This is a genomic window from Pseudomonas sp. C2B4 (assembly GCF_013359695.1).
GTDB lineage: Bacteria > Pseudomonadota > Gammaproteobacteria > Pseudomonadales > Pseudomonadaceae > Aquipseudomonas.
The window spans coordinates 28844-43732 of the sequence record NZ_JABFMU010000054.1 but is presented as its reverse complement, the minus strand read 5'-3'; the positions used below and the strand labels follow the sequence as shown (position 1 = coordinate 43732).

Below are 14889 nucleotides of genomic sequence, written 5' to 3'. Positions count from 1 at the left end.
GCGTGAACCTTGACGGGTGTCCAAGATTACTTGACCAGTTCAGCCTGCTCGCGAAAGCGGTGTGTCAGTCGACTCCAGTGCTGAATGATTAACCGAATTCGCGAGCAGGCTCGCTCCCACAAGGGAACTGAGTATTAGTGGGTTTGGTTATAGACCTTATTCACAACCAATCTCTGCAACCACCGCATTCCGTCCCTTCGTTAGCGTCCTATCTGGAGAACCCGGCTGATCGGAACTAGATTTCATTCAGCACCAGACAGGCGCTTCGAGACAGGAAGGATTCGGCTATGAACAGGTTGCTACGTGTGTTGTTGCTGTTGAAGGTGTTGGTGATGTTGTCTCTCGGCAGTTCGGCGGTGTGGGCCGAATGCGAGGATCATGAAACCCAGGCGTCGAGTGGGCAGGCAGGACATGGTGAGCTGATGATCGCCGCGTCCGAATCGGAACCGGGCGACAAAGGGCAGGGTGGAAGCGAAGGCGACGATGACTCGACCACTGATGAGCCGGACTCTGATGACGCCGATGAGGGTGATAGCCAGACGTAAATCGTACGCAAAATAAAACCCCTTCTACCTGACTGATGCGCAGTCCTGAGGAAGGGGTTATCGAACTCCTGTGGGAGCGAGCCTGCTCGCGAAAGCGGTCTGTCAGTCGGCAGTGATGTTGACTGAAATGACGCCTTCGCGAGCAGGCTCGCTCCCACAGTTCGTTATGCCGCGCCGTCGAGGAACTGCTCGGCGTAGTGGCAAGCCACCTGACGGCTGTCGAGCAGGCGCAGGGCCGGCTCTTCGGTGCTGCAACGCTCGGTCGCATACGGGCACCGCTTGTGGAAAGCGCAACCTGGCGGCGGGTTCAGCGGGTTGGGCAACTCGCCGACGATCTTGATTTTCGGCTTGTTCGGGTCCGGGTGAATGGTCGGTGTGGCGGACAGCAACGCCTGGGTGTACGGGTGCAGAGGACGCTCGTAGATGTCGTTCTTCGGACCGATTTCCACCGGGCGGCCGAGGTACATCACCATCACATCATCGGCGACGTGTTGCACTACCGCCAAGTTGTGGGAGATGAACACGTAGGCCGTGTTGAACTCTTGCTGCAGGTCCATGAACAGGTTCAGCACCTGGGCCTGGATCGACACGTCCAGCGCCGAGGTCGGTTCGTCCGCCACCAGCACTTTCGGTTGCAGCATCATCGCGCGAGCCAGGGCGATCCGCTGGCGCTGACCGCCGGAGAACATGTGCGGATAACGCTGGTAGTGCTCAGGACGCAAGCCCACCTGCTTCATCATCGCCTGGACTTTCTCGCGGCGCTCCGAAGCGGACAGGTTGGTGTTGATCAGCAAGGGCTCTGCCAGCTGATCACCGATTTTCTGCCGTGGGTTCAGCGAGGCGTACGGGCTCTGGAACACCATCTGCACGTCTTTGCGCAGTTGTTTGCGCTGGGCCTTGTCGGCGCCGGCCACTTCCTGGCCGGCGATTTTCAGGGAGCCCGAGGACGGCTCTTCAATCAGGGTCAAGGCGCGGGCCAGGGTGGACTTGCCACAACCCGATTCACCAACGACGGCGAGGGTCTTGCCGGCTTCCAGCTCGAACGACACACCGTTGAGGGCGCGTACGGTGGCGTGACCCTTGAACATCCCACGGGACACTTCGTAGTGACGGGTCAGGTCGCGGGCGGTAAGAACGACGGCCATTACGCCACCTCCTGGTTCAGCGGGTAGAAGCAGCGGGCGAGGCTGTTGCTTTTCGGGTCAAGGGCCGGACGCTGCGTGCGGCAGTTGTCCTGTACGTATGGGCAGCGCGGCGACAGCAGGCAGCCCTGCGGACGGTCATAGCGGCCCGGCACGATGCCTGGCAGGGTCGACAGGCGCGAGGCGCCCAGGCTGTGTTCTGGAATCGCCTTGAGCAGCGCTTCGCTGTACGGATGCGCCGGGATGTCGAACAACTGCGGCACCTGGCCGACTTCGACGGCTTGACCGGCGTACATCACGCACACGCGCTGGGCGGTTTCGGCCACGACCGCGAGGTCGTGGGTGATCAGCACCAGGCCCATGTTCTGCTCTTTTTGCAACGCCAGCAGCAGGTCCATGATCTGCGCCTGGATCGTTACGTCGAGGGCGGTGGTCGGTTCGTCGGCGATCAGCAGTTTCGGCTCGCCTGCAATCGCCATGGCGATTGCAACACGCTGGCTCATGCCGCCGGACAGTTGATGAGGGTAGGCGTCCATACGGCTGGCCGCGCCCGGAATTTCAACTTTTTCAAGCAGTTCGATGGCGCGTTTGCGCGCGGCCTTGCCAGACATGTTCAGGTGCAGGCGCAGCACTTCTTCAATCTGGAAACCGACGGTGTAGCTCGGGTTCAGCGCGGTCATCGGATCCTGGAATACCATGGACAGGTCTTTGCCAACGATCTGCCGACGCTGACGGTTGCTCAGCTTGAGCATGTCCTTGCCGTCAAAGCTGAGTGAGTCGGCGGTGACGATGCCTGGATGCTCGATCAGGCCCATCAGCGCCATCATGGTCACGGACTTGCCGGAACCGGACTCGCCAACGATGGCCAGTACTTCACCCTTGTCCACCTTCAGGTCGAGGCCGTCGACCACGGGGGTGGCGTTCTTGTCGCCGAAGCGAACGTTGAGATTCTTGATTTCTAACAGTGACATGGGAATCTCCTCAGGCGGCATTCTTGAGTTTCGGGTCCAGCGCATCGCGCAGGCCGTCGCCCATTAAGTTGATTGCCAGCACGCTGAGCAAAATGGTCAAACCAGGCAGACTGACTACCCACCAGGCGCGTTCGATGTAGTCGCGGGCCGAGGCCAGCATGGTGCCCCACTCAGGGGTTGGCGGTTGTACGCCAAGGCCGAGGAAGCCCAGGGCGGCGGCATCGAGAATCGCCGAGGAGAAGCTCAAGGTTGCCTGAACGATCAGTGGCGCCATGCAGTTAGGCAGCACGGTCACGAACATCAGACGTGGCAGGCCGGCACCAGCCAGGCGCGCGGCGGTCACGTAGTCGCGGTTCAGTTCGCCCATCACCGCAGCGCGGGTCAGACGAACGTAGGACGGCAGGGACACCACGGCGATGGCGATCACGGTGTTGATCAGGCCTGGGCCGAGGATGGCGACGATCGCCACGGCCAGCAGCAGGGATGGCAGGGCCAGCATGATGTCCATCAGGCGCATGATGGTCGGGCCGACCACGCGCGGGAAGAACCCGGCGAACAGGCCCAGCAGGATCCCCGGAATCAGCGACATCACCACCGACGACAAGCCGATCAGCAGCGACAGGCGCGAACCCTGGATCAGGCGCGACAGCAGGTCGCGACCCAGTTCATCGGTACCCAGCAGGAACTGGATCTGCCCACCTTCCAGCCAGGCTGGCGGGGTCAGCAGGAAGTCACGGTACTGCTCGCTCGGGTCATGGGGGGCGACCCATGGGGCGAAGATGGCGCAGAAAATCACCAGCAGCATGAACATCAGGCCGGCGACAGCACCCTTGTTCTTGGAGAACGCTTGCCAGAATTCTTTGTACGGTGACGGGTACAGCAGGCTTTGATCCACGGCGGACGTGGCGGTGGCTACTGAGGAAGTTGGAGTGCTCATGGGTATTGACCTCAGCGCTGATGACGGATGCGTGGGTTGGCAAAGCCGTAGAGGATGTCCACTACGAAGTTGACCAGAATCACCAGGCAGGCGATTAACAGGATGCCGTTTTGCACAACCGGGTAGTCACGGGCGCCAATGGCTTCGATCAGCCATTTGCCGATGCCCGGCCAGGAGAAGATGGTTTCGGTCAAGACCGCACCAGCCAGCAGGGTGCCGACTTGCAGGCCGACCACGGTCAGTACCGGGATCAGTGCGTTGCGCAGGCCGTGTACGAAGACGACGCGCGATGGCGACAGACCCTTGGCCTTGGCGGTACGGATGTAGTCCTCGCGCAGCACTTCGAGCATCGACGAACGGGTCATCCGCGCGATCACCGCCAGCGGGATGGTGCCGAGCACGATGGCCGGCAGGATCAGGTGGTGCAGGGCATCGACGAATGCGCCGACGTCATCGGCCAGCAGCGTATCGATCAGCATGAAACCGGTGCGCGGCTCGATGTCATAGAGCAGGTCGATCCGCCCGGAAACCGGGGTCCAGCCCAGAGACACCGAGAAGAACATAATCAGGATCAGGCCCCACCAGAAGATCGGCATCGAGTATCCCGCCAGGGAGACGCCCATCACCCCATGGTCGAACAGGGATCCTCGCTTGAGTGCCGCGATCACCCCGGCCAAAAGGCCCAGGATGCCGGCGAACAACAGGGCGGCCATGGACAGTTCCAGGGTCGCGGGGAATAGAGAGGTGAACTCGGTCCAGACGCTTTCACGGGTACGCAGGGATTCCCCGAGATCGCCGTGGGCCAGTTTCCCGATGTAATCCAGGTACTGGGCATACAGGGGTTTGTTCAGACCTAGGCGTTCCATTGCCTGAGCATGCATCTCGGGGTCGACCCGACGTTCGCCCATCATCACTTCCACGGGGTCGCCGGGGATCATGCGAATCAACGCGAAAGTCAGCAAGGTGATGCCGAAGAACGTGGGGATCAATAACCCCAGTCGGCGGGCAATAAAACTAAACATCGTGTGGTGTACCTCATCAGCCGGTTAGGCGTGCCCGGCATGCCTGGGGTCAGGAATGCCGGGAGTTTCTTATCTACTTCACCTGGGTGGTGGCGAAGTTATTTGTGGTGAGCGGGCTAATTTGGTAGCCCTCTACGTTGTTGCGCATTGCGGTAAACATTCTAGTGTGCGCCATGCTGATCCATGGCTGGTCCTGGTTAAAGATAACCTGAGCCTGTTCGTACAGCGCTGCACGTTCGGCCGGGTCGGTCTTTTCCCGGGCCTGGTCGATCAGTGCCTGGAATTTTTCATTGCACCAGCGTGCGTAGTTTTCGCCGTTCTTCGCCGCTTCGCAACTGAGCATAGGCGTCAGGAAGTTATCCGGGTCGCCGTTATCGCCCGCCCATCCGGCGGAAACCATATCGTGCTCGCCATTTTTCGCGCGTTTGAGCATTTCGCCCCATTCCATCACGCGGATGTCGATCTTGATACCGACCTTGGCCAGATCAGCCTGCATCATCTGCGCGCCGAGCATCGGGTTAGGGTTGGTTGGGCCGCCACCGTTGCGGGTGAACAGGGTGAAGGTGGTGCCTTCCGGCACGCCGGCTTCCTTGAGCAGGGCACGGGCCTTGTCCAGATCGCGTGGCGGGTTTTTCAGGCTGTGGTTGTAGCCCAGCAGGGTGTCCGGGAACGGGTTGACGCCCACGGTGGCATTGCCCTTGCCGAACAGTGCGTTGACATAGGCCTCTTTGTCGAAGGCGATGTCGATGGCTTTTCGTACACGCACGTCGCTCATGTACTTGTGCTGGGTGTTCATGGCGATGTACGAAACGGTCATTGCGTTCAGTTCATCGACCTTCAGTTTCTGGTCTTTCTTGATGCTCGGGATGTCATCCGGTTTCGGGTACAGCGCGACCTGGCATTCGTTGGCCTTGAGCTTTTGCAGGCGCACGTTGTTGTCAGTGGCGATGGCCAGGATCAGCGAGTCGGCCGGTGGCTTGCCGCGGAAGTAGTCCGGGTTGGCCTTGAAGCGAACCTGGGCGTCCTTGTTGTAACGCTGGAAGACGAACGGTCCGGTGCCGACTGGCTTGTTGTTCAGGTCGCCGGTCTTGTTGGCCTTGAGCAGTTGGTCGGCGTACTCGGCAGAGTAGATCGAGGAGAAGGCCATGGCGATGTCGGCCAGGAATGGCGCTTCCTGGCGGGTCAGGGTGAACTTGACCGTGTTGTCGTCGACTTTCTCGACGTTTTTCAGCAGTTCCTTGAAGCCCATGCTTTCAAAGTACGGGAAGCCCACGCTCGAGAGTTTGTGCCACGGATGGTTTGGGTCCAGCTGGCGCTGGAAGCTCCAGACCACGTCGTCGGCATTCATATTGCGGGTCGGCTTGAAGTATTCGGTGGTGTGAAACTTGACGCCTTTGCGCAGATGGAAAATGTAGGTCAGGCCGTCGTCGCTGATGTCCCAGGATTCAGCCAGTGCCGGAATCACCTCAGTGGTGCCGGGCTTGAAGTCCGCCAGTCGATTGAAGATGGTTTCGGCCACTGCATCGGCTGTGACTGCAGTGGTGTACTGGACCATGTCGAAGCCTTCGGGGCTGGCCTCGGTGCAAACCACCAGGGGTTTGGCCGATACGCCAACCGCGACACTCAGCAAGGCGGCCGCGATGGCCGCACGTAGGGGAAGCATTTTCATCAAGAACCCTCTGCAATCGGTTAAAGGACAGAAGCCGAACGGCTGACTCTTCGCGGAATCAGCCGTTCGGCCGGTGCATTACAGAATGTTGAACGGAACAGTGGTCACGAGACGGAACTCGTTGATGCTGCCGTCAGCCTGGTTTTCGCTGGCACGGTGAGCGGTGTAGGTCGCGCGAACAGTGGTGGCCTTGAGCGGGCCGCTCTGCACGGCGTAGGAGGCACCGATGCCGTATTCGTAATGGTGTTCGCCATCTTGCGACTGGATGCCGTCGTAGCCTTTGTCGGCCACGCCTTTGTTGCCGGTGTAGTGAGTACCGTCGATACCCCAGCCACGCGCCTGGTAGATGTTGAACTTCAGGCCCGGCACGCCGTATTCGGCCATGTTCAGACCATAGGCGACCTGGAACGATTTTTCATTCGGGCCGTTGAAGTCCGACAGCAGGGAGTTGGCCAGGTAGATGCCGTTGGTTTCGTGCAGGTAGTCGAAGTACTCGTTACCGTTCACTTCCTGGTACGAGAAGGTCAGGCTGTGGGCCTGGTGAGTCAGGCCGAACGACAGGGAGTAGGTGTCGTTGTCGATGTCGCCGATCAGCGCCTTACCTTCTTCCTGGGTTTTGTAGTAGTTCAAGCCGGTGGTCAGGCTCAGTACCTGGCTGTCGCCCAACACGTGAGTGGCGCCGAAGTAGTACTGGTTCCAGATGTCTTCGGCCTGGGTCGCCCACAGGCTGGTGGTCAGGCTGGCGAATGGGGTGTAGGTGATACCGCCGGTGTAGACGTGATCGGATTCAACGATGCCGTTGGCGTATTCGGTGCGGAATTTACGCTGGCTTTGCTCGGTACGCGGTGAATTGCGGTCGAAAGTGGCCAGGTCGAATTGCAGGTTGTTCAGCTCTTCGCTGTGGATTGCCACACCCTGGAAGCTCGAAGGCAGCGCACGGTTACCGATGACGTCGACCATCGGGCTGCTGAAGTTCTGACGACCGGCGGTCAGGGTGGTATTGGAAATACGCGCCTTGACGTTGGCCAGACCCAATTTGCTCCATTGGCCAACGGCGTCGCCGCCTTCTTCGGTCAGGGTACGGTTGTTGCCTGCGCCTGGGCGAGTGCCCGGTGCGCCGCCGTTGTTGGAGGCCAGGTCCTTGCGGTCCTGGTCCAGGGCGATGGCGTTGTAGGCCGCTACTTCAGTGCTGAAACCGACAGCACCTTCGGTGAAGCCCGAGTTGTACTTGACGATGGTGCCTTGAACCCAGTTGATGCGACGGTCAGTCGGGGTCGATACGCCGTCTTTCTTGTAGGCGAAGTTAGCGCCACGTTTCAGTTGCTCGTTGGCGTACCAGTTACGGGTAGTGCCGCTGATCGACTGGCCTTCGAGGAATCCGGTGGCTTCGCTTTGGGCGCTCTTTTCGTTCACGGTAACCGGGGTGAACGCCTGGCTCTGGGTTTCAGCGTAAGCCGTTGCGGTGACGCTGCTAATGGCCAGGGCCAGTATTGCGGTACTGCTCAGTTTCATGGGTGAAGCTCCTTGGTTTCTATTATTAATGCCGGTCTTTTTTGGTGATCCGGCTATTTGCTTTGGAACTCATTCACACATTGCAAACGTTTGCTGTACGCCGAATTGGCGAATTACGGCAACACGCTTGCGTGAGGGCGCAATGCGCCCCCAGCGTTTTGGCTACACGGTTTTATTTATCGATGCTGACACCCGAGAACACGTTGCGACCGAACGGGCTGACCTTGAACCCTTCGACTTTGGCGCTCAACGGCTGGTTGACCGTCGAGTGGGCGACTGGCGTGATCGGCACCTGCTGCTTGAGGTACTGCTGCGCCTGTTTGTAGAGCACGGTGCGCTGGTCGCGATCGGTCACGACCTTGGCCTGCTTGATCAGCTTGTCGTACGCCGGATCACACCACATGGAGTAGTTGTTGCCACCAATGGCGTCGCAGCTGTACAGCGTGCCGAGCCAGTTGTCCGGGTCACCGTTGTCACCGGTCCAGCCAATCAGGCTGATGTCGTGCTCGCCATTCTTGGTGCGCTTGATGTACTCGCCCCATTCGTAGCTGACGATCTTCACCTTGAGGCCGATCTTCGCCCAGTCAGCCTGGAGCATTTCGGCCATCAACTTGGCGTTGGGGTTGTACGGGCGCTGCACGGGCATGGCCCACAGGGTGATCTCGGTGCCTTCCTTCACGCCGGCAGCCTTGAGCAGTTCCTTGGCCTTTTCCGGGTTGTAGGCGGCGTCCTTGATGGTTTCATCGTAGGACCATTGGGTTGGCGGCATGGCGTTGACAGCCAGTTGGCCGGCGCCCTGATAAACGGCGTTGAGGATGCCTTGCTTGTTCACCGCCATGTCCAGCGCCTGGCGCACTTCGAGCTGGTCGAAGGGTTTGTGGCGCACGTTGTAGGCGATGTAGCCAAGGTTGAAGCCGGGTTTCTCGATCAGTTGCAGTGCCGGGTCGTTCTTCAACGCGGTCACGTCGGCAGGGCGCGGGTGCAGGGTGATCTGGCACTCGTTGGCCTTGAGTTTCTGCACACGCACCGAGGCGTCGGTGTTGATGGCGAAAATCAGGTTATCGAGCTTGACGCGGCTCGGGTCCCAGTACTGTTTGTTGCCGGTGTACCGGATGTTCGAGTCTTTCTGGTAGCTCTTGAACACGAACGGCCCGGTGCCGATCGGCTTCTGGTTGATATCGCTCGGTTTGCCCTCGGCCAGCAGCTTGTCGGCGTACTCGGCGGAAAGGATTGAGGCGAAGCTCATGGCGATGTTCTGGATGAACGCGGCGTCCACGCTGTTGAGCGTCATGACCACGGTCAGCGGCCCGGTCTTTTCGACCTTGGCGATGTTCTTGTTCAGGCTCATGCCGTTGAAATACGGGAATTCGGTCGGGTAAGCCTTACGGAAGGGTTGTTGCGGGTCGAGCATGCGATTGAACGTGAACAGCACGTCATCGGCGTTGAAGTCGCGGGTCGGTGTGAAGTACTTGGTGGTGTGAAACTTCACCTCCGGACGCAGGTGAAAGGTGTACTTGAGGCCGTCCTCGGAAATATCCCAACTGGTGGCCAGGCCGGGTACGACGTTGGTCGCGCCTTTTTCAAACTCTGCCAGTCGGTTGTACAGCGGCTCGGCGGCGTCGTTGTCGGTCGCCGTGGTGTACTGCGCCGTATCGAAACCGGCGGGACTGCCCTCGGAGCAGAACACCAGGCTGTTGTTGGCGGCCTGGCTCATGGACGTGGCGGCCAACAGGCCGGTGCCCAGCAATGCGGATAAAACCAAGGTATGGCGCATGACGCTCCCTCTCGTTCAGTGTTTTGGCAATGAGCCTTCGTCCCGTCCGAGGACGTGGGGGGCTTCATTGGTTTCAAGCCATGACGTGCAGCAAATAAACCGATGACCCACGCATGAGCTGGTCGGATCCCGACGGTATGAACCGTGAGCCCGGCAGTAAATACGAATGGTCCGAAAGATTTGTGGGAAAAGACGACATGTCCTAGCGCTCTGCTGTAGGAAGCAGACGATTTGGATGTAGGCGGTTTCCTGCTTTCTCGGTAGATGAAGCAACGGCGACGTCAGAAACGTCGCCGTTGCCAGACCTTATTTGCTGACGCTGACGCCGTAGAAGGAGTTCAAGCCAAACGGGCTGATCTTGAAGTCCTGTACTTCGGCACGCATGGGTTGGAACACCGTCGAGTGAGCGATAGGTGTGTATGGCACAGCATCTTTGAGGACGTGTTGCGCCTGCTTGTACAGTTCGGTGCGCTTGGCCTGGTCCGAGGTGCGCTTGGCTTGCTTGACGAGGTCGTCAAACTTCTTGTCGCACCACTTGGAGAAGTTGTTGCCATCCAGCGAGTCGCAACCGAACAGCACGTTCAGCCAGTTGTCCGGATCACCATTGTCGCCGCTCCAGCCAATCAGCATGCCTTGCTGCTCGCCACCCTTGGCGCGCTTGATGTATTCGCCCCATTCGTAGCTTTGGATCTTGACGTTCAGGCCGATCTTCTTCCAGTCGGACTGCAACATCTCAGCCATCAGCTTGGCATTCGGGTTGTATGGACGCTGTACAGGCATGGCCCACAGAACGATTTCGGTGCCTTCTTTCACACCCGCTTCCTTGAGCAGCTCCTTGGCTTTCTCAGGGTCGTACTTGGCATCTTTGATCGTGGTGTCGTAGGACCACTGGGTCGGCGGCATGGCGTTGACGGCCAGTTGGCCGGCGCCCTGATAAACCGATTCGATGATCTGTGGCTTGTTGACTGCCATATCCAGTGCTTGACGCACTTTCAGATCGGCCAGCGGGTTTGGAACAGTTTGGCCCTTGAGTTGCGGCATCACGTTGTAGGCGATGTAACCCAGGTTGAAACCCGCCTGGTCAGGCACTTTCAGGGTCTTGTCTTCCTTCAGCGCCTTCAGATCGGCCGGACGCGGGAACAGAGTGATCTGGCACTCGCCCTTCTTCAGCTTCTGGATGCGTACCGACGGGTCGGTGGTGATGGCGAAGATCAGGTTGTCGATCTTGACGTCATCAGGCTTCCAGTAGTCCTTGTTCCCGGTGTAGCGGATGTTGGAGTCTTTCTGGTAGCTCTTGAACACGAACGGACCGGTGCCGACCGGCTTCTGGTTGATGTCGGCAGCCTTGCCTTCCTTGAGCAGCTGGGCAGCGTACTCGCCGGACTGGATCGAGGCGAAGCTCATGGCCAAGTTCTGGATGAACGCGGCATCAACGTCCTTGAGGGTGAACTTGACAGTCTTGTCGTCGATTTTCTCGACCTTGGTGATGTTGGTGTCCATCCCCATGTCGGTGAAGTACGGGAATTCGGTCGGGTACGCCTTACGGAACGGGTCATCCTTGTTAATCATGCGATTAAAGGTGAACAGCACGTCGTCGGCGTTGAAGTTACGGGTCGGCTTGAAGTACGGGGTCGTGTGGAACTTGACGCCTTCACGCAGGTGGAAGGTGTAAGTCAGGCCGTCGGAGGAGACGTCCCAGCTGGTTGCCAGGCCAGGAATAACGGCGGTGCCGCCACGCTCGAACTGAGTCAGGCGGTTGAACATGGTTTCTGCAGAGGCGTCGAAGTCGGTTCCGGTGGTGTATTGACCTGGATCGAAACCGGCCGGGCTCCCTTCGGAGCAGAACACCAGGTTAGTCGCAGCTTGGGCGAACGGTGCGGCGGCCAAAAGGCTGGCGCCGACTAAAAACGGAATGACCGCGTGTTTAAGCATGGTGGCCTCATGATTTGTTGTCATTTTTTGATTTTGAGGACGACCTCGTGAGTCGTGCCTGCGGATACTTATGCAGGGGCCATACCCAATGCAAGATCCAGAGCGACTACAAGCCTTAAACGGTGGCACGAACGTACCTTAATGTCGCATATGTGTAATTTTTGACGCATTTGACCGTTTGCGCGGCATTTTTGCAGTGCAACTGACGCACTTTTATGGTGCGTGCAAAGGTAAGGCTGCCCGCGGGTGGGGCGGGGTGTTACCTATTTATACCCCGTCCTGTGGGGGTGGGAAGGGGGTTAATGGGAGTGATTATTGTTGCACTGGTATTGGTCGATGTTTACGAGTTGTACCAAGTGCAACTGGTGTCGTTTTTTGGGGTTGACCTGACCGTCCCGAGATTCAGCATAGACGCAGTTTGCAAAAAAAAAGCGATCACCGATGTGATCGCCTTTTTTGCCTGTCGGTTATCGAATCAAGGCATCAGCACTTCGATCGAGCCGTCGGCCGTCATGCTGACCTGGCTGGTGCCGGCTTCAACTTCCGGAGTTACCGGTGCGCTGTCCATCCCGGCGGCTTTTATCATCATCGGTGCGCGCATGTACGGTTGCGGGTAACCGTTGCTGTTGAAGTTCAGGTTGACGATTTTGTAGCCCTTGCCGCCCAGGGCGTCGGTGGCGAGTTGGGCGCGGGCCTTGAAGGCGCTCACGGCTTCCTTGAGCAGGGTGTCTTCACTGGCCTTGCGGGTTGGCGTGGCAATGGCGAAGTCCATGCCGCCCATCTTCAGGTCGGTGAGCAGTTCGCCGGTCAATTTCGACAGTGCGGCGAAATCCGTGCTTTCCAGGCGCAGTTCGGCGCGTTCGCGCCAGCCGGTGATTTTCTGGCCCTTGGCGTCATAGATCGGGTAGCTGTTGCGACTGCCCTGGCGCAGGGTGATGTCCTTGACCTGCTTGGCCTGGGCGAGCGCCTTGTTCATGGTGGTGCTGACATCGGCGGCGAGTTTGGCCGGGTCGGCATTTTGTTCTTCGGTGTAGAGGGTCACGATCATCAGGTCGCGAGCCACTTCCTGGCTGACTTCGGCGCGCAGGGAAATCTGGTTGTAATGGAGTTCGTCGGCAGCCAGGGCTGGAAGGCTGGCGATCGTGCCGGCACTCAAGGCGAGAAGGGCGGCGCTGCGGCGGAATGTGTGCATGAAAGCTCCTGAGGTGGTGCGCAGGCGATGGTCCGGGCCTGCGTGAAACCATCAGACTCTAGCTTCATTGATCCGGTTCGCACAGTTACAACTTCTATACAGATGTATTGCGGTGGCCGCTTCGCGAGCAGGCTCGCTCCCACTTTGGAATGCGTTCACCTGTGGGAGTGAGCCTGCTCGCGAAAGCGGCCTCATAGGCGCAGCAGACCTGCCCGACATGTGGCCGTTTGCCGCACGTTTGCCTGCCAACCCCCTCGCTTGGTTATACTCCCTGCGATCCGCCTGGAGCGCTCATCAGGAGAGCTCATGCTCGCCCCCGTTCAAATCACTTCTGCCACTCGCCAGAACCTCTGGCGGCTGACGTTCATCCGCACTTTGGTGCTGGCCGCCCAGGCCGGTTCCGTGGGCCTGGCCTACTGGCTCGAACTGCTACCGTTGCCCTGGTTCCAACTGGCCGCGACACTCGGTTGTTCGATGCTGCTCTGCGCGTTCACGGCGATTCGCCTGCGCACTTCGTGGCCCGTCACCGAGCTTGAATATGCCGTACAGTTGGCATGCGACCTGTTTATCCACAGTGCCTTGCTGTACTTCTCCGGCGGTTCGACCAACCCCTTCGTTTCCTACTATCTCGTACCGCTGACCATTGCGGCGGTGACGCTGCCGTGGCGCTATTCGGTGATTCTGTCGGGCATCGCGCTGACGATGTACACCCTGCTCCTGGCGCGCTTCTATCCATTGCAAACCTTCCCGATCGCCCGGGAAAACCTGCAGGTGTACGGGATGTGGCTGAGTTTCGCCCTGGCAGCGGCGGTCATCACGTTCTTTGCCGCGCGCATGGCTGAAGAGTTGCGCCGTCAGGAAGAATTGCGCGCCATCCGCCGCGAAGAAGGCCTGCGTGATCAGCAGTTGCTGGCCGTCGCCACCCAGGCGGCCGGCGCCGCCCATGAGTTGGGTACGCCGCTGGCGACCATGAGCGTGCTGCTCAAGGAAATGCGTCAGGACCACCACGACCCCATGTTGCAGGACGACCTGAGCGTGCTGCAGGATCAGGTCAAGCTGTGCAAGGAAACCTTGCAGCAACTGGTGCGCGCCGCGGAGGCCAATCGCCGTTTGGCGGTGGAGATGCAGGACGTCACCGACTGGCTTGATGAAGCGCTCAATCGCTGGCACCTGATGCGTCCGGAAGCCAGCTATCGCTTCCAGCGCCTTGGCCAGGGCACGGTGCCGCGCATGGCGCCGCCGCCGGACCTGACCCAGGCGTTGCTGAATTTGCTGAACAACGCGGCGGATGCCTGTCCCGAAGGGCTGCAAGTGACCCTGGACTGGAACACCGAGGACTTGACCATCAGCATCCGCGACCACGGTGCCGGTGTGCCGCTGGCTATCGCCGAGCAGATCGGCAAGCCGTTTTTTACCACCAAGGGCAAAGGTTTCGGCCTTGGCCTGTTTTTGAGCAAGGCCAGCGTGACACGCGCCGGCGGCTCAGTGAAACTCTATAGTCATGAGGAAGGCGGCACGCTCACCGAGCTGCGCCTGCCCCTTGGCGCCCGAGGAGACCAACATGAGTGACGAAATCCAGGTTGAAGGCGAAGAACTGCCGCATTTGCTGCTGGTCGACGATGACGCGACCTTTACCCGGGTAATGGCCCGCGCCATGGCTCGCCGCGGCTTTCGCGTCAGCACCGCCGGTTCCGCCGAAGAGGGGCTGACCATCGCCCAGAACGACCTGCCGGACTACGCCGCGCTGGATCTGAAGATGGACGGCGATTCGGGCCTGGTGCTGCTGCCCAAACTGCTGGAAATGGACCCGGAAATGCGCGTGGTGATCCTCACCGGCTATTCGAGCATTGCCACCGCCGTGGAAGCGATCAAGCGCGGTGCCTGCAACTACCTGTGCAAACCGGCCGACGCCGACGATGTGCTGGCCGCGCTGTTGTCCGAACACGCCGACCTCGACAGCCTGGTGCCGGAAAACCCGATGTCGGTGGACCGTTTGCAGTGGGAGCATATTCAGCGCGTGTTGACCGAGCACGAAGGCAATATCTCCGCCACCGCCCGCGCCCTGGGCATGCACCGCCGCACGCTGCAGCGCAAACTGCAGAAGCGTCCCGTTCGCCGCTGAACCTGCGCTGAACGAATGCGGGCCTCTCCTCGCGACAATCCGAACCGATCATCTATGATCGGTTCGTGCCT

General features: G+C 59.6%; 12 protein-coding genes. 3 read left to right on the top strand and 9 right to left on the bottom strand.

From position 1 onward, the window contains the following. The first annotated feature begins 287 nt into the window (after nucleotides 1–287). Nucleotides 288–545 carry a hypothetical protein gene (locus tag HNQ83_RS25235; protein ID WP_175391470.1) on the top strand — a complete coding sequence of 86 codons (258 nt, stop codon included), beginning with the start codon at nucleotides 288–290 and terminating at the stop codon, nucleotides 543–545. A 164-nt stretch (nucleotides 546–709) separates the two neighbouring features. Here the strand turns inward: HNQ83_RS25235 and HNQ83_RS25230 are convergent, their stop codons facing one another. From HNQ83_RS25230 to HNQ83_RS25190, 9 genes are all read right to left on the bottom strand, one after another. Next, a complete protein-coding gene (locus tag HNQ83_RS25230) occupies nucleotides 710–1690 on the bottom strand; it encodes a peptide ABC transporter ATP-binding protein (protein ID WP_175391469.1) in 981 nt (326 codons plus the stop codon). Continuing rightward, entirely contained in the window at nucleotides 1690–2658 is a 969-nt protein-coding gene (locus HNQ83_RS25225; protein WP_175391468.1) for an ABC transporter ATP-binding protein, read from the bottom strand. Before HNQ83_RS25225 ends, HNQ83_RS25230 begins: the two co-directional genes overlap by 1 nt. 10 nt (nucleotides 2659–2668) lie before the next feature. Then, complete coding sequence (locus HNQ83_RS25220; RefSeq protein WP_175391467.1) at nucleotides 2669–3595, bottom strand: ABC transporter permease subunit; 927 nt, start codon at nucleotides 3593–3595, stop codon at nucleotides 2669–2671. Nucleotides 3596–3606: 11 nt separating this feature from the next. After that, the gene (locus tag HNQ83_RS25215) at nucleotides 3607–4617 is read right to left on the bottom strand and encodes an ABC transporter permease subunit (RefSeq protein WP_175391466.1); all 1011 of its coding nucleotides are present in this window, start codon (nucleotides 4615–4617) and stop codon (nucleotides 3607–3609) included. A gap of 73 nt (nucleotides 4618–4690) precedes the next feature. Beyond that, the gene (locus HNQ83_RS25210; RefSeq protein ID WP_175391465.1) at nucleotides 4691–6286 is read right to left on the bottom strand and encodes an ABC transporter substrate-binding protein; all 1596 of its coding nucleotides are present in this window, start codon (nucleotides 6284–6286) and stop codon (nucleotides 4691–4693) included. Nucleotides 6287–6364: 78 nt separating this feature from the next. Further along, nucleotides 6365–7798 (bottom strand): OprD family porin, encoded by a 1434-nt coding sequence (locus HNQ83_RS25205; RefSeq protein ID WP_175391464.1) that lies wholly within the window; start codon nucleotides 7796–7798, stop codon nucleotides 6365–6367. 172 nt (nucleotides 7799–7970) lie between these two features. Next, the gene (locus tag HNQ83_RS25200; RefSeq protein ID WP_175391463.1) at nucleotides 7971–9572 is read right to left on the bottom strand and encodes an ABC transporter substrate-binding protein; all 1602 of its coding nucleotides are present in this window, start codon (nucleotides 9570–9572) and stop codon (nucleotides 7971–7973) included. 306 nt (nucleotides 9573–9878) lie between these two features. Then, nucleotides 9879–11504: an ABC transporter substrate-binding protein gene (locus HNQ83_RS25195; protein WP_175391462.1), complete on the bottom strand. Its 1626-nt coding sequence runs from the start codon at nucleotides 11502–11504 to the stop codon at nucleotides 9879–9881. Between the two features lie 475 nt (nucleotides 11505–11979). Continuing rightward, a complete protein-coding gene (locus tag HNQ83_RS25190) occupies nucleotides 11980–12696 on the bottom strand; it encodes an SIMPL domain-containing protein (RefSeq protein WP_175391461.1) in 717 nt (238 codons plus the stop codon). A gap of 306 nt (nucleotides 12697–13002) precedes the next feature. On the opposite strand from HNQ83_RS25190, the gene HNQ83_RS25185 reads away from it, so the two are divergent. Both HNQ83_RS25185 and HNQ83_RS25180 read left to right on the top strand, forming a co-directional pair. Further along, entirely contained in the window at nucleotides 13003–14265 is a 1263-nt protein-coding gene (locus HNQ83_RS25185) for an ATP-binding protein (protein ID WP_175391460.1), read from the top strand. Further along, nucleotides 14258–14818, top strand: a complete 561-nt coding sequence (locus HNQ83_RS25180; RefSeq protein ID WP_095193936.1) for a response regulator transcription factor — start codon at nucleotides 14258–14260, stop codon at nucleotides 14816–14818. The genes HNQ83_RS25185 and HNQ83_RS25180 overlap by 8 nt, the downstream gene beginning before the upstream one ends. Nucleotides 14819–14889 lie beyond the last annotated feature (71 nt).